Here is a 19,512-nt window from a genome sequence, read left to right as displayed (position 1 = left end):
CACTCACGGGGGTTCAGGAGAGGGCGAGAATCTCGTCCTGGAAGGCCAGGTAGAGGTTGGCGACCACGCCGGCGGCGGTGATCGGGGCGCCCATCTGCTGCTCCACCTTGTGCAATCGGTAGCGCACGGTGTTGGGATGCACGAACAGGCGTTCGGCCGTCTTCTTGACGTCCTGCTGACACGCCAAATACATGATCACGGTCTCGGCGAGGCCCCCAGCTCGGACCAGCGCCCCGAAATGGCGGTCGAACCGCGCGGCGACCTGCGCGTCGTCGCGCCGGGTCAGCAGCCAGGTGGCGAAGTCGACCTCGTCGAGCCGCACGATCCGGGTGCTGGCGCCGACAGCGTGGCGACGGGTGGCCACCCGCAGCGCGGTCAACGCCTCCCGGAAGTACTGCGGCGCGACGGTGAGGTCGGCGAAGGGGCCGCTGACGCCGGTGAGGTGGGTGCCGGAGAGCAGGGTGAGCCAGCCGTCGGCGGCTGGGCCGTCGGCGAGCACGGCGGTCAGTGGACTGCCGAGCGGGTCGGGCTCGTCCTGTTCGGACAGGATGAGCCCGAGCCCCTCCAGATGTGCCTCCTCCAGCAGCGCGTCCGAGGGGCGGCGCGGGTCGACCGAGACCCGCCATGGCGCGAGCGGGCTCGCGGCGATCACCCGCAGCTCACCTCCCACCCGGAAGCGGAACGGGCGCAACCGATCCCAGGTCTGACGAATGCGCGAGGCGGGCACCCCGGCCTGCAGCGCCGAGACCAGTCGCGCCGCCTCCGCGCGCTCCTGGTTCATGGTCAGGTCGCGGACCGCGTTGGCGGCGGCCAGCACGCGTTCGGCGGTCTCCAGCAGGTCGGGTCCGAGGTCGTCGATGAGCGGGCCGCTCCGCGAGGCGATGGCGAGCCGGAAGCCGGCGCCGCGCAGCAGGAAGGGGCGGGAGGCCACCGCCCACCGTCCGACGGAGAATCGCTGCGGAGCCGCCTCCCTGGCCGCGATCTCCTCCCAGATGAGCCGCAACGGCCCGTGGCCGGTCGAGGCGATGATCCGGCCGGAGGTCTCGTAGAGGACCGCCGCGCCCTTGCTCAGGGTGGCCAGCCGGGTGACGAGCGCGGTGGCCGGGTCGGTCGCCGAGAGCGCTTTGAGCAGGTCGTTCTGCAGCCACACCGTGCGCCGCAGCAGGTAGATCTCCGACGAGAGCGTTCCCCGGTTGACGAACTCCTCGACGGCCGCGAACGGCGTGCCGGCACTCACCGTCAGCAGGGGCAGGCGGCGTTCGCGCGCCGCCTCGCGCAGCCCGGCCGGCACCTCGTCGAAGTGCACGCCGATGCCGAAGAGCAGCGCGGCCGCCCCGGCGTCGACGAGTTGGTCGACGAGCAGCGCCTGCGGCGCCTCGTCCTGCGGGCGTTCCAGGAAGCGCAAGCCCGTGGTCAGCATGATCCACCCGGGACGCAACCATCGTGCGGCATCCTCGATCTCGATCGAGTGCGCCCCCCGCACCACCGTGGACAGATCGCCCGGCTCGGCGACCGCGAGCCCGAGGCTCGGCTCGTCGACGAGCTGCCGCAGCGTCAGCGGCCCCGTCGGACGCTGACCGGGAACCCGGCTCATGGCCGGTCCCGGCACGACATCGGGCCCATGATTTGTTCGACGATACAGATCGACGGCGATGAACTCTGTACATCTCACAGTGACCAGCCACACAGGGTCGGGGCACAGTCTCCGGCAACCGCGGCCGGCGGCGGGATCTCAGTCACACCTCACGACCCACGAGGGGCAACATGTCGAAACAACGCGTGGCCGTCGATGTCGGTGGCACGTTCACGGACGTGTGCATCTTCGACGAGGAAACGCGCCAGGTCCGCGTCACCAAGGTGCCCTCCACGCCGAGCGACCCCATGCGCGCGGTCCTCGACGGCGTGGCGCGAGGCGAGGTGGACCTCGCCGAGGTCTCGCTGTTCTCGCACGGCACGACCGTGGCCACCAACGCGCTCATCACCCGCAACTTCCGCCCGGCCGCCCTGGTGACCACGACCGGGTTCCGGGACGTGATCGAGATCCGGGACGGCACCAAGGACGATCTGTGGGACGCCTACCACGACGTCGCGCCGCCCTACATCCGCCGCCGCGACCGGTTCGAGGTGAGCGAGCGGATCGACTTCGCGGGCCAGGTGGTGACGCCGCTGGACGAACGGGAGGCGCGGCGGATCGCCGCCCTGCTGCGCAAGCGCGAGGTGCAGACCGTCGCGGTGTGCTTCGTGAACTCCTACGTCAACCCGGCGCACGAGATCCGGATGCGGGAGATCCTCGAGGAGGAGCTGCCGGACGCGACGATCTCGACCAGCGCCGAGATCCTGCCCGAGATCTTCGAACACGACCGGTTCACCACGACGGTGGCAAACGCGGTGCTCGCACCGTTGGTCAGCGGGTATGTCAGCAGGCTCGCCGAGCAGCTGGGCACGGGCGGCTACGCCGGTGACCTGCTGCTGCTGCACTCCGGCGGCGGCTCGATGACGCCACGGATGGTGCAGCGCTACCCGGTCCGGCTGGCCGCCTCGGGCATCGCGGCGGGCGCGATCGCGGCCCGGCACGTCGCCGCGCAGTGCGGCTACCCCAACGCGATCGGCCTGGACATGGGCGGAACCAGCACCGATATCTCGCTCGTGCACGGCGGCGAGCTGCGGGTCACCAAGGAATGGTCGGTCGAGTACGGCTACCCGATCATCTTCCCGTCGATCGAGGTCCTGACGATCGGGGCGGGCGGCGGCTCCATCGCCTACCTCGACGAGGCCGGCTCGCTGCGCAACGGCCCGCAGTCGGCGGGCGCCGCCCCGGGCCCCGCGTGCTACGCGGGCGGCGGCACCGAACCCACGAACTCCGACGCCAACCTGGTGCTCAACCGGCTCGGCACCTCCCTGGCCGGGGGCGCCAAGGTGCTGCGGCCCGAGCTCGCCGAGAAGGCCATCCTCGACGACATCGCGCAGCCCCTCGGGCTCGACGTGGAGCAGGCAGCCAGTGCCATTCTCAAGGTGGCCAACGCCAACATGGCCGACGCGGTGCGGCTGATCTCGATCCGCCGAGGCTACGACCCGCGAGACTTCGCCCTGGTGGCCTTCGGGGGCGCGGGGGCGCTGCACGGCGCCGAGGTGGCGCGCGAGCTGGGCATCCCGACGGTGATCGTGCCGGCGAACCCGGGGGTCACCTCGGCGCTGGGGTGCCTGCTGGTGGACATCCGCCACGACCTTTCGGCGATGTTCGGCACGCTGGCCCACGAGGCGGACGAAGAAGAGTTCGAGAACGCCTTCGCCGGGCTGGAGGCCGAGGCCTCGGCCCGGCTGCGGCACGAGGGGGTGGCCCCGCAGGACGCGGTCCTGCAGCGCCTGGTCTCCATGCGGTATCTGGGCCAATGGCGGTCGCTGAACGTCAAATGCGGCAGCGGGCGCGGCGCGCTGGCCGAGGCCGTGCAGCTGTTCCACGAGCAGCACGAGCGCGAGTACGCGTTCCGTCGCGACGACACCCCGGTCGAGATCTACCAGCTCGGGCTGACCGCGGTCGGCACCACCCCGAAGCCGGCGTTCATCGCACACGAGGCGGCCCGTAGGCCGGCGCCCCCGCCGCTGAAGACCCGCCCGGTGTACTTCGACGGCATCGGCTGGCTCGACACCCCGATCCATGACCGTGCCGCGCTGCCCGCCGGCAGCGAGCTGACCGGCCCCGCGGTCATCGACCAGCTCGACTCCACCACCCTTGTCCCGCCCGGCACCCGCGCCGAGGTCGACGAGTGGCTGAACATCCGGATCCACCTGACGGAGGCGTGAGCCATGACCCAGACCATGCCCGAGCGCCACGCGGACGGGATCACCCCGGGTGACCTGGACCCGGTGACCTTCGAGGTCCTCAAGAACGCCTTCGTCACCGCGGTCGACCTGATGAGCGAGCAGATCATGCGGACCTGCTACTCGTTCGTCATCTACGCGCGCGACTTCTCCTCGGCGCTGTGCGACGCCGAGGGCAACACGGTGATGCAGGGAACCGGCGATATCGCCGTGCACGTGGGCACCCTGCACTTCCAGTGCAAGGCGGTACTGGAGGAGTTCGGCGACGACATCAACCCCGGGGACGTGTTCGCGGTCAACGACCCGTACCGGGGCGGCACGCACTTCAACGACGTCAGCTTCATCCGGCCGATCTTCGTCGGGTCGCGGATCATCGGGTTCGCGCAGAACAAGGGCCACTGGGCCGACATCGGGGGGACGGTGCCCGGCTCGTTCGACGTGAACGCGAAGGAGCACTTCGGGGAGGGTCTGCGGATCACCCCGGTGCGGGTGTGGCACCGTGGACGGCTGCTGCACGACGTCGCCCAGCTGCTGGTCTCCAACACCCGCTCGCCGTACTCCAGCATGGGTGACCTCAACGCGCAGGCCGAGGCGACCGCCGTGTGCGAGCGGGAGATCCTGCGGCTGGTCGACCGCTACGGCACCGATGTCGTGGTCGCCGCGATGGCCGGGGTGCAGGACTACGTCGAGCGAATCGTGCGCAACCGGCTCACCGACCTGCCCAAGGGCGAGTGGACGGCCGTCGACTATCTCGACGCCGACCCCGGGCAGCAGGAGGGCCTCGTCCCGGTCTCGATCACGATGCGGATCGACGACGAGGGCATCCACTACGACCTGCGCGGCAGCGCGCCCGCCGTGTCGACCTTCCTCAACTCCGGCTACGGCACCACCCACTCCGCGCTGTACGCCGGGACGAAGACGTTCTTTCCGGAGGTGGCCCTCAACTCCGGGTTCTACCGGGTGGTGCGGGCCGAGATCGGCCCGGAGGGAACGGTGGTCAACGCCGGATGGCCGCATGCGGTGACCGGCTTCTGCTCGGGCCCCTACGAGAAGCTGATGAACGGGATCTTCGAGATCTGGTCGAAGGTCATGCCGGAACGCGCGATGGCCTGCGCATTCAACCTCGAGTACCTGCTGGTCGGCGGCCGGGATGCGCGCACGAGCGAGCGTCCGTACTTCATGTGGTACGACTGGATGGCCGGCGGCTGGGGCGGGCGTGCCACCAAGGACGGTTCCGGGGCCACCGCACCGGTGTTCGGCGTCGGGCTCGCGGTTCAGCCCGTCGAGGGGCAGGAGCGGCTTTCGCCCGTGCTGACCAGCGCCCACCGCATCGTCACCGACTCCGGCGGGCCGGGGCGTCACCGCGGAGGCTGCGGGCTGGAGAAGGGCGGCGTGCTCACCGACTGCGAGAACACCGTGATGTCCTACTGCTGCGACCGGGCGCGCTCGATCACCTGGGGCATCGAGGGCGGGCTCCCCTCCGTGCCGCACGGGGTCTGGCTCAACAAAGGAACCGACGCCGAGCGTTTCCTCGGCGTGACCTTCTCCGGGGTGCCGATCAAGCCCGGCGACTCGTTCACCCGCCCGTCCGCGGGCGGCGGCGGGCTCGGGGACCCGCTGACCCGCGACCCGGCGGCCGTCGTGGAGGATGTCATCGACGGCTACGTCTCCATCGAGCGCGCGGCCAAGGACTACGGCGTCGTCGTCACCGCCATCGACCCCGACCTCGACCGCTACGAGGTCGACGAGCCGGCCACCGAGGCGTTGCGGGCCTCGATCGCGGCACAGCGCCGCGACTGGCTGCAGGAGGACCCGCAGGAGGTCGCCCGCCGCTACCGGGCCGGCGAGCTGGACATGCTGGACCTCGTCCGCCGCTACGGCGTCATCCTCGACTGGGGCACCGGGGAGCTGTACCAGCGCACCACCGAGCAGTTCCGCGAACTGCTGCAGCGGCGTTCGGCCGCCTACTGGGCCTGACGCACCGGTCCGGCACACCGGCCGGGCCGCTCACCCGGCCGGCCTCGCCGACCCTCGGTCGGCCTGAACTTTCCCTTTCATCCGGCGTGTCGTTCTGCGCTGCCAGAACGACACCAGCACACCGGAGACCTTCATGGATACGACGACACGTATCACCCCGCTGGACACCAGCACCGGCGACGATCCGCGGGTTCTCGCCGCGGCGGCGACCGAGGACTACTCGCTGCACGTCGCCCCCCATTCCTGGCGGCTGCGCCGGGGCAATCTCACAATGGCGTGGTACGCGCTGGTCAGCGCGATGTTCTTCCTCTATATCGCGGCCAGCCTCGCCGCCGCGTACGGCACGGTCAACGCCCTGGTCGGCCTCGGTCTGACGATCGTGGTGTATGGGGTGATCAACGCCGTGCTGTCCCGGTTCGCCGCCCGGACCGGGCTCACCGTGGCCCTGTTCTCCCGGGCACTGCTGGGCCGGGCGGGCGCGGCGCTGGCCGCGCTGATCTTCGCGGCGACCGCGATCTACTACGCGGTGTTCGAGGGCAGCATCATCGGCGTCGCCTTCCAGACGTACTTCGGCGGCAGCCTGGCCGTCTGGTACCTCGTGGTGGTGCTCTACTCCACCCCGCTGGTCGTCGGTGGCGTACGCCGCTGGCTGGACAAGATCAACGGGGTGTTGCTGCCGTTGTACTGGACCGGACTGGTGGCCGCGGTGGTCTGGGCGGTGTCCGTGCACGGCTACGACGGACAGTGGCTGAGCGACCCCGGTACCGCACCCGGCCTGCCGCTGAGTGCGGGCGGCCCGAACTGGCTGGCCTGCTTCAGCGCCTACCTCGGCGTGTTCATCCTCATGATGTACACAATGGACTTCGCTCGGCTCGGCAAGCCGGAGGACGTCCGCTACCACGCGAGGATCACCTTCGGCTGGGTCTACTACCTGCTCGCCTTCGGGGCGAACGGCGTCGCGGGCATCTACCTCGTCCACGCCACGGGCACCGAGGCGACCGAGGGCGGTGTCGCGGTCGGCATCGTGGCGCTGATGGGGATCGTCGGGGTGGCCCTGGTGTGGGTGTCCCAGACCCGGATCAACACCGCGAACTACTACCTCGCCTCCAGCAACCTGGAGAGCTTCGCCGCCCGCGCGTTCAAGCTGCACCTGCCCCGCTGGGTGTGGGTGATCGTCTCCAGCGTCGTCATCTACCTGCTGATGCTGACGCCGGTGCTGAAGTACCTGCTGGTCGCGCTGGCCTGGCAGGGGGCGCTGGTGACCGGCTGGGTGGCGATCGCACTCGCCCACATCCTGCTCAGCCGTCGCGCCGGTGTGGCCCCCGACCAGGTGGAGTTCCGGCCGGGCCGGGTGCGGTCGCTGTGGGCGCCGGGTCTCGTCGCGTGGATCGGCTCGGCTGCCGTGGGCATCGGCCTGGTGGAGTCCGGGATGCCGTGGGTCGGCGCCTGGAGCTCGATCATCACCTTCGTCCTGGCCGCCGTCCTGTACGTCGGGCTGCGCGCGCTCACCGGCCAGCAGTCCGCGGCGATCGGCCGGGACCACGATCCCCGCGACGAGGTCGAGGACGACTGGCAGATCCGAGTGCGGTGCGGCGGCTGCGACCGCAGCTACATCGCCCACGAGATGGACCGCGACCCGTCCACCTCCGAGCTGGCCCCGATCTGCGCCGACTGCGCCAGCAGCAACTCGGCCTTCCTCGACGCGGCAACCCGGCGGGTGATGCCGCAGCGCCCCGTTCAGCAGCGCGTCATGGAGCCATAACCCAGCCGCCGCACGTCTCCACAGCACATGACGGAGCCCTCACGTGCTGGGGCGGCCCGCTCCAGCACGTGAGGGCTCCCTCGTGCGTCGGATGGGGCGACGCTCGCGCCGGAGCCGCCACCCGCCGGTCGGATCGTTCGTCGGCCCGCGCGTGGGGGCCTCGGACTCGATCCGGGGGTGACGTTTCTGGTCGGGGAGAACGGCACGGGAAAGTCCACCCTGGTGGAGGCGCTGGCGGTAGCCTGCGGGTTCAACCCGGAGGGCGGCAGCCGGAACTTCCGCTTCGCCACCCGCGCGACCGAGTCCGCACTGGGCGACCACCTGGTGCTGAGCCGGACCGGCCGTAGGCCGCGCACCGGGTTCTTCCTGCGGGCCGAGTCCTACGACAACGTGGCCTCCGAGATCGAACGGCTCGACCGCGCGTCGGGATCGCCGCTGCTGCCCGCCTACGGCGGGGTCTCCCCGCACGAACGCTCCCACGGCGAGTCCTTCGTGGACCTGGTGACCTACCGCTTCGGACCGGACGGGCTCTACGTACTGGACGAGCCCGAGGCGGCATTGTCGGCGCGCGGGTGCAGGGCCGTGCTGGCGAGGCTGGCCGAGCTGGCCGGGCAGGGCAGCCAGATCGTGGTGGCCACCCACTCCCCGATCCTGCTCGCGCTGCCCGGCGCCACCATCTACGAGATCGCCGAGAACGGGGAGATCGCGCGCGTGGACTACGACCAGGCACTGCCGGTGCGACTGACCCGAGACTTCCTGGCCGCACCCGAGCGGTTCCTGCGGCACCTGCTCACCGGGGACGGCTGAGGCCCTCGAGGGCGGTCCGCCCCATCCCCCGGGCGCATCATGGAGCCACAATGCGCCCGAGGAGGATTCCCATCGACGTCATGGCTCCATAATGCGCTCAGCAGGACGATGCGATCAGTAGGAGCCGGGCTCAGCGGTAGGCGGGCTGGCCGGTGAGGGCCTGCCCGACGACGAGGGTGTGGATCTCGTTGGTGCCCTCGTAGGTCAGCACCGACTCCAGGTTGTTGGCGTGTCGCAGCGGCGGGTACTCCAGCGAGATCCCGTTGCCGCCCAGGATGGTGCGGCATTCCCGGGCGATCGCCAACGCCTCCCGCACGTTGTTCAGCTTGCCCACGCTCACCTGCTCGGGCCGGATCCGGCCGGCGTCCTTGAGCCGGCCCAGGTGCAGCGCCAGCAGCATCGCGGTGTTCAGCGCCACCGCCATGTCCGCGAACTTGCGCTGGGTCAGCTGGAACGCGCTGATCGGCTTGCCGAACTGGGTTCGGGTGTCGGCGTAGCCCAGCGCCGTCTGCAGACAGTCGCGGGCCGCGCCGACGGCGCCGAACAGGATCCCGAACCGGGCCTCGTTCAGGCACGACAGCGGCGCCCCCAGGCCGCGGGCCAGCGGCAGCCGGGCCGAGGCGGGCAGCCGCACGTCGTCGAAGGACAGCTCCGAGGTGACCGACGCGCGCAGCGACATCTTGTGCTTGATGTCGCGGGTGGTGAACCCCGGGGTGCCCCGGGGCACGAGGAACCCGCGGATCCCGTCCTCGGTGCCCGCCCACACGGTGGCCACGTCGGCCAGGCCGCCGTTGGTGATCCACATCTTGGAGCCGTTGAGGATCCAGTCGCCGCCGTCGCGCACCGCGCGGGTGCGCATCCGCCCGGGGTCCGAGCCCACATCGGGCTCGGTCAGCCCGAAGCAGCCGACCGCGTCGCCCGCGGCCAGCCGCGGCAGCCACTGCTGCTTCTGCTCCTCCGACCCGTAGCGCCAGATGGAGAACATCGACAGCGAGCCCTGCACCGACACGAAGCTGCGCAGCCCGGAGTCGACCGCCTCCAGCTCCAGACAGGCCAGCCCGTAGCTGATCGCATTGGTGCCGGCGCAGCCGTAGCCGCTCAGGTGCATGCCCAGCAGCCCCATCTTGCCCAACTCGGGGACCAGCTCGCGGGGGAAATGCGCCTCCTCGAACCACTCCCCGATCCGCGGGCGGACCCGCTCGGCCAGAAAGTCCCGGACCGTGGCCTGGATGTCGCGTTCCTGCTCATCCAGCTGCCCGGACAGGTCCAGCAGATCCAACGGATCCTTCATCGGTGCGTGCGGTGCGTTCATCGGATGCTCTTCTCGGTGGCGGGGTCGGTGGAGGTGGACAGCCACGCGCGCAGCGGCGCGGTGTGTTCGCCCAGCCGCGGCGGCCGGGCACGGTAGCGGGGCGGGGTCGCGGACAGCCCGATCGGGTTGGCGACGACGTCGACGGCCTCGGCGCCCTCGCCGAGGCGTACCCGCGGCCCGAGCCCGAGGTCCTCGGCCAGCGCGAAGGCCGCCGCCAGGTCGTTGACCGGACCACAGGGCACCCCGAGCGGGGTGAGCAGGTCGAACCACTGGCCGGCCGGACGCGCCGAAAGCTGGGCGGCGAGCGCCTCGGCGAGAGCATCGACGTGCGCCACCCGGTCGGTGTTGGTGAGGAACCGGGAATCGACGGTCAGGTGGGGCACCCCGAGGCCCTGGCAGAGCGCGGCGAACTGGCGGTCGTTGCCGACCGCGATGACCATCGGACGGTCCGCGGTCGGGAACACCTCGTACGGCGCGATCGAGGGGTGCCGGTTGCCGAGGATGCCCGGCACCGCGCCCGCCGCGGTGAACCCGGTGCTCTGGTTGACCATGCTCGACAGCAGCGTGCTCAGCAGGTCGACGGTCACGTGCTGGCCCTCACCGGTGGTCTCCCGGGCGCGCAGCGCGGCCAGGATCCCGACGGTGGCGTGCAGCCCGGTGAGCACGTCGACCAGGGCCACCCCGGCCTTCACCGGGGTTCCCGGCTCGGGGCCGGTGACGCTCATCAGCCCACCGACGGCCTGCACCAACAGGTCGTAACCGGGCAGCGCCGCGCCCTTGCCCGCCCCGAAGCCGGTGATCGAGCAGTAGACCAGGCGCGGATTGAGCGCGCGGGACTGCTCGTAGGACAGCCCGTGGCGGGCCATGGTGCCGGGGCGGAAGTTCTCCACCAGCACGTCGGCGCGCCGGACGAGCTCGACGACCTGCTCCCGGGCGGCCGGGTCGCGCAGATCCGCGGCGAAGGATCGCTTGTTGCGGTTGACCGAGAGGAAGTAGGTGGCCGTCCCGCCCGCGAACGGGGGACCCCAGGACCGGGTGTCGTCCCCGGTGGCCGGATGTTCGATCTTGACGACGTCGGCGCCGAGATCGGCGAGCAGCATCGTCGCGTACGGGGCGGCGAGCACCCGGCCGAAGTCGGCGACCAGCACGCCGTCCAGTGGCAGGCTCATCGCGCCCCACCCGTCGAGGGCCGCAGGTAGACGGTCGTGGTCGTCGTGTAGAACTCCCGCGCGGCCCGGCCCTGCTCCTTCGGGCCGAAACCGCTCTGTTTCGCGCCGCCGAACGGGACGTGCGGGTCGGCGCCCGCGGTCTCGGAGTTGATGTGCAGCACGCCGACGTCCAGGGTCCGGATCGCCTCGGTGATCGCGCTCAGGTCGTCGGTGAACACGGCCGCCGCGAGCCCGAACGCGCCGTCGTTCGCCAGGTCCAGGGCGTGGCCGTCGTCGCGGGCCCGGCGCACCGCCAGGACGGGGCCGAACAGCTCCTCGCGCCAGAGCGGATCATCACCGGCCAGCTCCACCACGGTCGGGGGGAGAAACGCCCCGGCCGCTCGCGACGCGTCGCGGTAGGGCTCGCCACCCGCCAGCAGCGTCACCCCCGGGCGCACCAGGCCCGCCTCGACCGCGGCCCGCACGTCGTCGCGGGCGCTCGCGGTGATCAGCGGGCCCATCTGCACGCGGGCATCCAGCGGGTCCCCGACCCGCAGCGCGGTCACCCGTTCCACCAGCAGCGCCAGGAACTCCTCGGCCACCCGGTCGGTGACGATCACCCGCGAGGTCGCCGTGCACTTCTGCCCGGTGGACCGGAACGCGCCCGCCACCACCTCCGCCACCGCGAGGTCGAGGTTCGCGTCGGCGAGCACGACCGCGGCGTTCTTGCCGCCCATCTCGGTCTGGATCGGGCGGGCCAGCCGCCCGCAGCGGGCGATCAGGTCACGACCGACCCCGGTGGAGCCGGTGAAGCTCACCCGGTCCACGCCGGGATGGTCGACCAGCGCCGCCCCGACGGCTCCGGGCCCGATGAGCAGCGACAGCACACCCTCGGGCAGGCCTGCCTCGACGAACGCTTCGGCCAGCCGCATCGCGAGCAGCGGCACGGTGCTGGCCGGCTTCCACACCACCGCGTTGCCGAAGGCCAGCGCCGGGGCGATCTTCCAAGCCGGGATGGCGATCGGGAAGTTGAACGGGGTCACCACCGCAACCACCCCGACGGGACGGTGCAGCACCTGGATCTGCTCCCCGGGCCGGGTGGAGGCGAACACCTCCCCCACCGGGCGCAGTCCCTCCGCGGCGTAGTAGCGAAGGATCTGCGCGGCGCGCCGGACCTCACCGACGCCCTCCGCGCGGGTCTTGCCCTCCTCGCGCGCCAGTTCCGTCCCCCATGCCTCGGCCTGGCGGGCGAGCACGTCCCCGGCCCGCGCGAGGATCTCCCCGCGCTCCGGGAACGGCGTGGCGGTCCAGCCGGGAAAGGCCGCGCGGGCGGCGGCCACGGCGGCGTCGAGGTCATCGGCTCCGGCGAGCCGGCCGTGCGCGACGACCTCGTCGGGGCGGGCGGGGTTGCGGTCGATCAGCTCGGCGCCCGCGCCGGGCACCCAGCGGCCCCCGACGAGCTGGTGCAACAGCACCGGTGCTGCGGCGGCCTCCCGCCCGGCCCGTGGCTCGGTCTGGACGATCTCGGTCAACGTGTGCTCCCTTCCCTGCGGGTCGCGAGCGCGGGCGCCGCGTCCGATCCCATGGCCGTCCCTCCTCGTCGGACGGCTCATCGTCGACCGCCGCAGGAGCCGGCACACTGGACGTCTCGTCTAGTCATCGAGCCGATGACACTCCACCGTGGCCATGGTCGTCGTGGCGTCCCGCGTGATGCGCTGCGCGGAGCAGCACCAGCCGCAGCAGATCCCGGAGGCCGAGATGACCGTCGCTCCCGACACCAGCCACGCTCTCGGTGGCCCCGCCCTGCCCCAGCGCAGGCGGGTGCACACCGAGATCCCGGGACCGCGCTCGCGGGAACGGATGCGCCGCCAGCGCGCGGCGCTGCCGGCCGGCGTCGGGTCGGCGCTGCCGGTCTTCGTCGAGGCCGCGGGTGGCGGGGTCGTCGTCGACGCCGACGGCAACTCGTTCATCGACTTCGGCAGCGGGATCGCGGTGACCACGGTCGGCAACGCCGCCGCGGGGGTGGTCGAGCGGGCGACCCAGCAGCTGCACCGGTTCACCCACGCCTGCTTTCTGGTCAACCCGTACGAGTCCTACGTGGCCGTCTGCGAGGAGCTCAACCGGCGCGCGCCCGTCGCCGGTCCGGCCCGCACGGTGCTGTTCAACACCGGCGCCGAGGCGATCGAGAACGCCGTGAAGATCGCTCGCGCGACCACCGGCAGGCCCGCGGTCGTCGCGTTCGACCACGCCTACCACGGCCGCACCCTGCTGACGATGACCCTCACCGCGAAGAACCAGCCCTACAAGCAGGGGTTCGGGCCGTTCGCCGGAGAGGTGTACCGGGCGCCGATGGCGTATCCGTACCGCTGGCCGACCGGGCCCGAGCGCTGCGCGCGGGAGGCCGCCGACGCGCTGGTGGAGCTCGTCGACCGCCAGATCGGGGCCGAGAACGTCGCCGCCGTGCTGATCGAGCCGATCCAGGGCGAGGGCGGGTTCATCGTGCCCGCGCCGGGCTTCCTGTCCGCGGTCGCCCAGATCTGCCGCGACCGCGGCATCGTGCTGATCGCCGACGAGGTGCAGTCCGGCCTCGCGCGCACCGGGCGGTGGTTCGCGATCGAGCACGAGTCGGTCCGGCCGGACCTGGTCACCACGGCCAAGGGCCTCGGCGGCGGACTGCCGATCGCGGCGGTGACCGGTCGCGCCGAGCTCATGGACGCCGTGCCCGCAGGCGGCCTCGGCGGGACGTTCAGCGGCAACCCGGTGTCGTGTGCGGGCGCCCTCGGCGTCTTCGAGGAGATCGAGCACCACGATCTGCTGGCCCGGGCTCGCGCGATCGAGGCCACCATGCTGCCCGCGCTGCACCGGATGCAGCAGCGCCACGATGTCCTCGGCGACATCCGCGGCCGGGGCGCGATGATCGCGATCGAGCTGGTCACGGGCGGCGGGGACCACACGCCGGACGCCGAGCTCACCGGACGGATCGCGCGCGGTTGCCACGCCGCGGGCCTGCTCGTGCTCACCGCGGGCACCTACGGCAACGTCCTGCGCTTCTTGCCCCCGCTCTCGATGCCCCAGGACCTGCTCGTGGAGGGACTGGGGATCCTCGCCGACACGATCGACACGCAGGCGTAGCGTTCGCCCGGCCGCCGCCGGGTCAGCGGCGGTCGGACCAGGCGACGAGGGCCAGCAGGAGCTCGGCGCGCACGTGCGCCGAATCGAGGTCGACGCCGAGCAACTCGCGGATCCGGTCGATCCGGGACCGCAGGGTGTGCCGGTGCACCCCGAGCGCGGCCGAGGCGGCCTCGAACTGGCCGTGATGCTCCAGGAACGCCCGCAGCGACGCGACCAGCTCGGCGCCCGTCCGTCGATCGTGCTCGGCCAGCGGACCGAGCCGGGCCCGCGCCAACTCGGCCAGCACCTCCCGGGTGGCGGGCTCGCCCGCCAGCACCTGCCCGGCCAGCCCGTCCGCGTCGACCAGCTCGGTGCCCCGGGCCGCCGCGACCCTGGCCGCGCTCACCGCCCGTGCCGCGACGTCGGCGAGCTCCCCGCTCGGCGCCAACCGGGCCCGTCCGGCGCGGACCCGGCCGCACCCGCCGTGGGTCCCGGAGGTGATCGACTCAGCGATGATCGACTCGGCGAGCCCGGCGGGCTCCCCGGGCAGCAGCAGCAGCGCGAACCCGTCCCGCTCGATGCCGACACACGGCACACCCTCGTCGGCGAGCACCCGGTCCGCGACCGCCAGCACCCGAGATGGCGTCGCCCCGCCGACCGCCAGTGCGCTCGCGCCCTCCGCGTCCGGGAAGCCGGCCGCCGTCAGCTGCTCGGCGGCGGCCGGCCCGGCGAGCCCGCCGTCCAACGCCAGCCGCAGCACCGAGGCGGTCAGCCGGTTCTGTGCCTCGCGCACCCGCAGCGGCTTCTCCTGTTCCAGCCCCACCAGCGACACCGCGTGACCGAGCAGCAGCTGGTCAGCCGCCCCCAACCCGGCCTCGGTGATCAGTAAAAGGTGGCCGTGCACCCGGCGCCCGACCCGCACCACCTGCGCGGCGACCGCCCCCTGCGCGTCGACGCTGGCCGTGCTCGCCGCCGTCTCACCGCCCAGCCGCGCCACCGCCGAGGGGGCCAGACCGGCCGCCGAGGCCGGATACCCGGCCAGCACGGTCCCGTCCGCGCCCAGCAGGAGGGCGTGCCCACCCACCGCCTTCGCCAGCTCCCGCACCACGGCGGCGGCCCCGCCCCGGACCGCCGCCCTGGTCATCCGTGGCTGCACCCGGGAGGCCCGCACGAAACCCTCGTACTGCTGCTGGGCGAGCCGCTCGGTCACGGCGCGCACAACCGCGACGAACGGGGTGGGCAGCGGCACCTTCAGCAGCGGCAGCCCCAGCTCGTCGGCCACCGCCACCAGTGTGTGGGGGACCCGTTGATGCGACAGCCCCACCCCGAACCCGATCGCGGCCACGCCCGCCTCGCTCAGCGAGCGCACGTAGGCACGCTGCTCCTCGGGGTCGCCCGAGAGCCGCAGTCCGGTGGTCAGCAGTAGCTCCCCGCCGCGCAGCCACGGCACCGGGTCGGCCAGTTCAATGCTGTGTGCCCAGGTGATCAACCGGTCCAGCGCGTCCGCGCCCGCCAGCACCGCAAGGCCCAGCTCCGGCCGATCCAACAGCCACCGAACCGGCACCCCCACCACCTCATCACCCCCTGTGAGTGCGAAACGGTGTTAGAACACCGTTCCGCACTCACGGGTGAGGTGGGCGACGGCGGCGTCGCGAGCGACCTCGACGCGCTCGCCGGTGGCCCGGTCCTTGACCTCGATCAGCCCGTTCGCCAGCCCCCGGCCGACCACGACGATCGTCGGGACCCCGATCAGCTCGGCGTCGGCGAACTTCACCCCGGGTGAGGCCGCGCGGTCGTCCAGCAGCACCCGCAGCCCGGCCGCGTCGAGCTCGCGGGCCAACTGCTCGCCACCCGCGATGATCTCCTCGTTCTTCCCGGCGATCACGACGTGCACGTCGAACGGGGCGACCGCGCGCGGCCAGACGAGGCCCAACTCGTCGTGGCTCTGCTCGGCGATCGCCGCGACCAGCCGCGACACCCCGATCCCGTAGGAGCCCATCGTGATCCGCACCGGCTTGGCGTCCGGGCCGAGAGCGTCCAGGGCGAAGGCGTCGGCGTACTTGCGGCCGAGCTGGAAGATGTGGCCGATCTCGATCCCGCGCGCCGCCTCGAGCGTCCCGTGGCCGTCGGGCGAGGGATCCCCATCACGAACCTCGGCCGCCTCGATGGTGCCATCGGGGGTGAAGTCACGCCCCACGACCAGGTCGACGACGTGGTGGTCGGGCTTGTCGGCGCCGGTCACCCAGGCGGTACCGGGGACGATCCGCGGATCGACGAGATACCGCACCCCGTTCGCCGCCAGCGCCCCCGGCCCGATGTAGCCCTTGACCAGGAACGGGTTGGCCGTGAAGTCGGCCTCTTCCAGCAGCGCCACCTCGGCCGGGGCCAGCGAGGCCTCCAGCCGCTTCAGGTCGACCTCCCGGTCGCCCGGCACGCCGACCCCGAGCAACTCCCAGTCCGTCGATCCCGGCTGCCTGATCTTGACCATGACGTTCTTCAGCGTGTCGGCGGCGGTGAACTCCCGTCCCAGCCCGGCGCCGTTGAGGAACGCGACCAGCGCCTCGATCGTCGGGGTGTCGGGGGTGTGGTGCACCTGCGCGGGCGCCTTGTCCTCGAACGGCTGGGTGGGCGGTGCCGGCGTGACGACCGCCTCGACATTGGCCGCGTAGCCCGACTCCGTCGAGCGGACATAGGTGTCCTCACCGGTCTCGGACTCGGCCAGGAACTCCTCGCTCGCCGAGCCGCCCATCGCCCCCGAGGTGGCCGAGACGATCACGTACCGCAGCCCGAGCCGGTCGAAGATCCGGATGTAGGCCGCGCGGTGGCGGGCGTAGGACTCGGCCAGGCCCTCGTCGGACAGGTCGAACGAGTAGGAGTCCTTCATCAGGAACTCCCGGCCGCGCAGGATACCCGCGCGTGGCCGTTCCTCGTCGCGGTACTTGGCCTGGATCTGGTAGAGGATCACCGGGTAGTCCTTGTACGAGGAGTACTCCCCCTTCACCGCGAGGGTGAACAGCTCCTCGTGGGTCGGCCCGAGCAGATAGTCGTTGCCCTTGCGGTCACGCAGCCGGAACAGGTTCGGGCCGTACTCGGTCCACCGGTTCGTCGCCTCGTACGGCTCGCGCGGCAGCAGCGCCGGGAACTGGATCTCCTGGGCCCCGATGGCGTCCATCTCCTCGCGCACCACCCGCTCGATGTTGCGCAGGACCTTCAGCCCGAGCGGCAGCCAGGAGTACACCCCCGGCGCGACCCGGCGGACGTAGCCGGCGCGGACCAGCAGCTTGTGGCTGGGCACCTCCGCGTCCGCCGGGTCCTCGCGAAGGGTGCGGAGGAACAGCGACGACATCCTGGTCAACACCCGGTGAAGGGTAGCGACGCCGCGGCCGGCGCGTACCTCCGGTCAGGGTGGTGCCCGCCGGTCAGCTCGCCAGCAGGTCCGCGAGCAGCGCGCTCACCGTCTGCGCCTCGACGAGAAAGCCGTCGTGCCCGTACGGCGAGTCGATCACGCGCAGCTCGGCGGCGTCCGGGATGCCCGCGGCCAGCTCGGCCTGCTGCTCCAGCGGATAGAGCCGGTCGGAGCTCACGCCCGCGACGAGCGTGCGCGCGCTGATCCGGCGCAGCGCGGCGGTGACCCCGCCGCGGCCGCGGCCGACGTCGTGCGCGTTCATCAGCTCGGTGAGCCGGACGTAGGAGCCGGCGTCGAACCGGCGCACCAGCTTGCTCGCGTGATGGTCCAGATAGGACTCGACGGCGTAGCGGCCGCCGCGCCACGGGTCCTCGCCGTCCTGGGCCGCCCGGCCGAAGCGGGTGGCGAGCTCGTAGCCGCTGCGATAGCTCAGATGCGCCATCCGCCGGGCGATGCCCAGCCCGGCGTGTGGCCCGGCCCCGGGCGGGAGGCTGTGGTAGTCCCCGCCGCACCAGCCGGGGTCGGCCCGGATGGCGGCGAGCTGCGGGGCGGCCCAGCCGATCTGGTCCGCGGACGCGGCGGCGGTGCAGGCCAGCAGGAAGAGCCGGTCGACGCGATGGGGCGCGCAGGCCGCCCATTCGAGGGCGCGCATGCCGCCCATCGAACCGCCGACCACGCACGCCCACCGGTCGATTCCCAGCGCATCGGCCAGCTCGGTCTCGGCGGCCACCGTGTCGCGCACGGTGATCAGGGGGAACCGGCTGCCCCACGCCCGTCCGTCCGGCGCGGCTGAGGAGGGCCCGGTGGAACCCTGGCAGCCACCGACGATGTTGGGCGCGACGACGAACCACCGCTGCGGGTCAAGGGCACGACACGGGCCGATCAGCGGCTCCCACCACCCGGGGGTGGGATGCCCGGGGCCCGCCGGGCCCGCGACGTGGCTGTCTCCGGTGAGGGCGTGCAGCACGAGCACGGCGTTGGAGGCGCCGTTCTCCTCGACGCGCAGGGTCCCCCAGGTCTCATAGGCGATCCGGACGCCGGGCAACTCGCCCCCCGCTTCCAGCGGCAACGGCGCCCGCAGCGTGATCCACTGCCGACGACCGGGGTGGTCGCCCTCTCGCCAAGCCCCGCTCACGGGCGGGTGGACGAGCATGTCCGTGCTCACGCGATCCCCCGGCTGTCATCGATGGCGGGTACGTCCGCGGCGAGGCCGGTTGAACGGTCCGCACCACGCGCGCCGCCGGTGTCGGCAGGGTGGATGGTCCTCACAGTGCTCCTTTGATCCGTTCCCTCGTGAGCCGCGGGTGGATGTCACGGGCCAGGCCGGCAGGAATCCCGCTCCGCGGCGCCGGGCGCGCAGCGCGGCGTGACGACTCAGCGGCCCGGACAGGCCGCGCTCGTCACCCGCATGGTGTCGACATGCAGACGCGCCACGAGGCAGATCATCTGCCGACCGTATCCCGGAGGCCGTCACGGGCACAATCGAACTCTACGGACATTCGGACCAATCCGCGCGGAGCCGCTCCCGACGGCGCCCGGCGACATCACGGAGCCAGGGCGCGGTCAGGGAGCCGGATCAGGACCCATGGCGCGACCGAGGGCGGCCGTGCTCGGCGGGTTAGCGTGGCGGGATGCTCGTGCTGCTCCCGCCCTCGGAGACCAAACGCGGCGGTGGCGACGGACCGTCGCTGTGCCTCGACGCGCTCTCCTTCGCCGAGCTCGACCCGCTGCGCAAGCAGCTCGTCGACGAGCTCGTCGAGCTGAGCGGGGACGTCTCGGCGAGCCGGGCCGCGCTGGGCCTCTCACCCCGGCAGGACGCCGAGATCGACCGCAACGCCGGGCTCTGGTCGGCACCGACGACCCCGGCGTGGCACCGCTACACCGGGGTGCTCTACGACGCCCTCGACGCGACCTCGCTGCGCGGCGCCGCAGCGGCGCGAGCCGCCGGCCGGCTGGTGATCGGCTCGGCGCTGTTCGGGCTGATCCGCGCGACCGACCCGATTCCGGCCTATCGTCTCTCCGCCGGCTCGGCGCTGCCCGGCAGGCCGGCGCTGGCCGCCCGGTGGCGGCCGCCGCTCGAACCCGTGCTGGCCGCGCTCGCGCGGGCCGAGCTCGTGGTCGACCTGCGGTCGGGCCCCTATGCGGCGCTGGGCAGGCTGCCCGGCGCGGT

The 19,512-nt window shown here is 72.3% G+C and carries 13 protein-coding genes; 6 read left to right on the top strand and 7 right to left on the bottom strand.

Annotation, left to right across the window (positions count from 1 at the left end; genetic code table 11):
• Positions 1 to 13: 13 nt before the first annotated feature.
• Positions 14 to 1,594: a PucR family transcriptional regulator gene (locus ACFQE5_RS02875; RefSeq protein WP_379582430.1), complete on the bottom strand. Its 1,581-nt coding sequence runs from the start codon at positions 1,592 to 1,594 to the stop codon at positions 14 to 16.
• Positions 1,595 to 1,764: 170 nt separating this feature from the next.
• Between ACFQE5_RS02875 and ACFQE5_RS02870 the strand changes: the two genes are divergently transcribed.
• The 4 genes from ACFQE5_RS02870 to ACFQE5_RS02855 all read left to right on the top strand — a co-directional run bounded on the left by ACFQE5_RS02870 (position 1,765) and on the right by ACFQE5_RS02855 (position 8,365).
• Positions 1,765 to 3,801: a hydantoinase/oxoprolinase family protein gene (locus ACFQE5_RS02870; protein WP_379582429.1), complete on the top strand. Its 2,037-nt coding sequence runs from the start codon at positions 1,765 to 1,767 to the stop codon at positions 3,799 to 3,801.
• Positions 3,802 to 3,804: 3 nt separating this feature from the next.
• Positions 3,805 to 5,796: a hydantoinase B/oxoprolinase family protein gene (locus tag ACFQE5_RS02865; protein ID WP_379582427.1), complete on the top strand. Its 1,992-nt coding sequence runs from the start codon at positions 3,805 to 3,807 to the stop codon at positions 5,794 to 5,796.
• Between the two features lie 133 nt (positions 5,797 to 5,929).
• Positions 5,930 to 7,558: a purine-cytosine permease family protein gene (locus ACFQE5_RS02860; protein WP_379582425.1), complete on the top strand. Its 1,629-nt coding sequence runs from the start codon at positions 5,930 to 5,932 to the stop codon at positions 7,556 to 7,558.
• A gap of 177 nt (positions 7,559 to 7,735) precedes the next feature.
• Complete coding sequence (locus ACFQE5_RS02855; RefSeq protein WP_379582422.1) at positions 7,736 to 8,365, top strand: AAA family ATPase; 630 nt, start codon at positions 7,736 to 7,738, stop codon at positions 8,363 to 8,365.
• A gap of 130 nt (positions 8,366 to 8,495) precedes the next feature.
• On the opposite strand, the gene ACFQE5_RS02850 is transcribed toward ACFQE5_RS02855, so the two are convergent.
• From ACFQE5_RS02850 to ACFQE5_RS02840, 3 genes are read right to left on the bottom strand one after another with little or no spacing between them, the layout of a single operon-like run.
• A complete protein-coding gene (locus tag ACFQE5_RS02850) occupies positions 8,496 to 9,677 on the bottom strand; it encodes an acyl-CoA dehydrogenase family protein (protein WP_379582420.1) in 1,182 nt (393 codons plus the stop codon).
• Complete coding sequence (locus ACFQE5_RS02845; RefSeq protein ID WP_379582418.1) at positions 9,674 to 10,846, bottom strand: CaiB/BaiF CoA transferase family protein; 1,173 nt, start codon at positions 10,844 to 10,846, stop codon at positions 9,674 to 9,676. Before ACFQE5_RS02845 ends, ACFQE5_RS02850 begins: the two co-directional genes overlap by 4 nt.
• Positions 10,843 to 12,357 (bottom strand): aldehyde dehydrogenase family protein, encoded by a 1,515-nt coding sequence (locus ACFQE5_RS02840; RefSeq protein WP_379582416.1) that lies wholly within the window; start codon positions 12,355 to 12,357, stop codon positions 10,843 to 10,845. The genes ACFQE5_RS02845 and ACFQE5_RS02840 overlap by 4 nt, the downstream gene beginning before the upstream one ends.
• A gap of 226 nt (positions 12,358 to 12,583) precedes the next feature.
• On the opposite strand from ACFQE5_RS02840, the gene gabT reads away from it, so the two are divergent.
• The gene (gabT, locus tag ACFQE5_RS02835; protein ID WP_379582549.1) at positions 12,584 to 13,957 is read left to right on the top strand and encodes a 4-aminobutyrate--2-oxoglutarate transaminase; all 1,374 of its coding nucleotides are present in this window, start codon (positions 12,584 to 12,586) and stop codon (positions 13,955 to 13,957) included.
• A gap of 22 nt (positions 13,958 to 13,979) precedes the next feature.
• On the opposite strand, the gene ACFQE5_RS02830 is transcribed toward gabT, so the two are convergent.
• From ACFQE5_RS02830 to metX, 3 genes are all read right to left on the bottom strand, one after another.
• Positions 13,980 to 15,500: a PucR family transcriptional regulator gene (locus ACFQE5_RS02830; RefSeq protein WP_379582414.1), complete on the bottom strand. Its 1,521-nt coding sequence runs from the start codon at positions 15,498 to 15,500 to the stop codon at positions 13,980 to 13,982.
• Between the two features lie 39 nt (positions 15,501 to 15,539).
• Positions 15,540 to 17,294 carry a proline--tRNA ligase gene (locus tag ACFQE5_RS02825; protein ID WP_379582412.1) on the bottom strand — a complete coding sequence of 585 codons (1,755 nt, stop codon included), beginning with the start codon at positions 17,292 to 17,294 and terminating at the stop codon, positions 15,540 to 15,542.
• A gap of 61 nt (positions 17,295 to 17,355) precedes the next feature.
• Positions 17,356 to 18,495 carry a homoserine O-acetyltransferase MetX gene (gene metX, locus ACFQE5_RS02820; protein ID WP_379582547.1) on the bottom strand — a complete coding sequence of 380 codons (1,140 nt, stop codon included), beginning with the start codon at positions 18,493 to 18,495 and terminating at the stop codon, positions 17,356 to 17,358.
• Positions 18,496 to 18,973: 478 nt separating this feature from the next.
• On the opposite strand from metX, the gene ACFQE5_RS02815 reads away from it, so the two are divergent.
• On the top strand, positions 18,974 to 19,512 hold a 539-nt coding region (locus ACFQE5_RS02815; protein ID WP_379582410.1), incomplete at its 3' end, for a YaaA family protein.

The sequence above is a fragment of the Pseudonocardia hispaniensis genome (genome assembly GCF_042658695.1).
GTDB lineage: Bacteria > Actinomycetota > Actinomycetes > Mycobacteriales > Pseudonocardiaceae > Pseudonocardia > Pseudonocardia hispaniensis.
The sequence above is the reverse complement of the archived record's forward strand: the minus strand, read 5'-3'. Positions and strand labels throughout refer to the sequence as shown.

What these genes read in the sequence shown, in the direction of transcription:
- ACFQE5_RS02860 (WP_379582425.1), top strand. Translation starts at nt 5,930, where the DNA reads ATGGATACGACGACACGTATCACCCCGCTGGACACCAGCACCGGCGAC.
- ACFQE5_RS02845 (WP_379582418.1), bottom strand. Translation starts at nt 10,846, where the DNA reads ATGAGCCTGCCACTGGACGGCGTGCTGGTCGCCGACTTCGGCCGGGTG.
- metX (WP_379582547.1), bottom strand. Translation starts at nt 18,495, where the DNA reads ATGCTCGTCCACCCGCCCGTGAGCGGGGCTTGGCGAGAGGGCGACCAC.
- ACFQE5_RS02870 (WP_379582429.1), top strand. Translation starts at nt 1,765, where the DNA reads ATGTCGAAACAACGCGTGGCCGTCGATGTCGGTGGCACGTTCACGGAC.
- gabT (WP_379582549.1), top strand. Translation starts at nt 12,584, where the DNA reads ATGACCGTCGCTCCCGACACCAGCCACGCTCTCGGTGGCCCCGCCCTG.
- ACFQE5_RS02850 (WP_379582420.1), bottom strand. Translation starts at nt 9,677, where the DNA reads ATGAACGCACCGCACGCACCGATGAAGGATCCGTTGGATCTGCTGGAC.
- ACFQE5_RS02865 (WP_379582427.1), top strand. Translation starts at nt 3,805, where the DNA reads ATGACCCAGACCATGCCCGAGCGCCACGCGGACGGGATCACCCCGGGT.
- ACFQE5_RS02875 (WP_379582430.1), bottom strand. Translation starts at nt 1,594, where the DNA reads ATGAGCCGGGTTCCCGGTCAGCGTCCGACGGGGCCGCTGACGCTGCGG.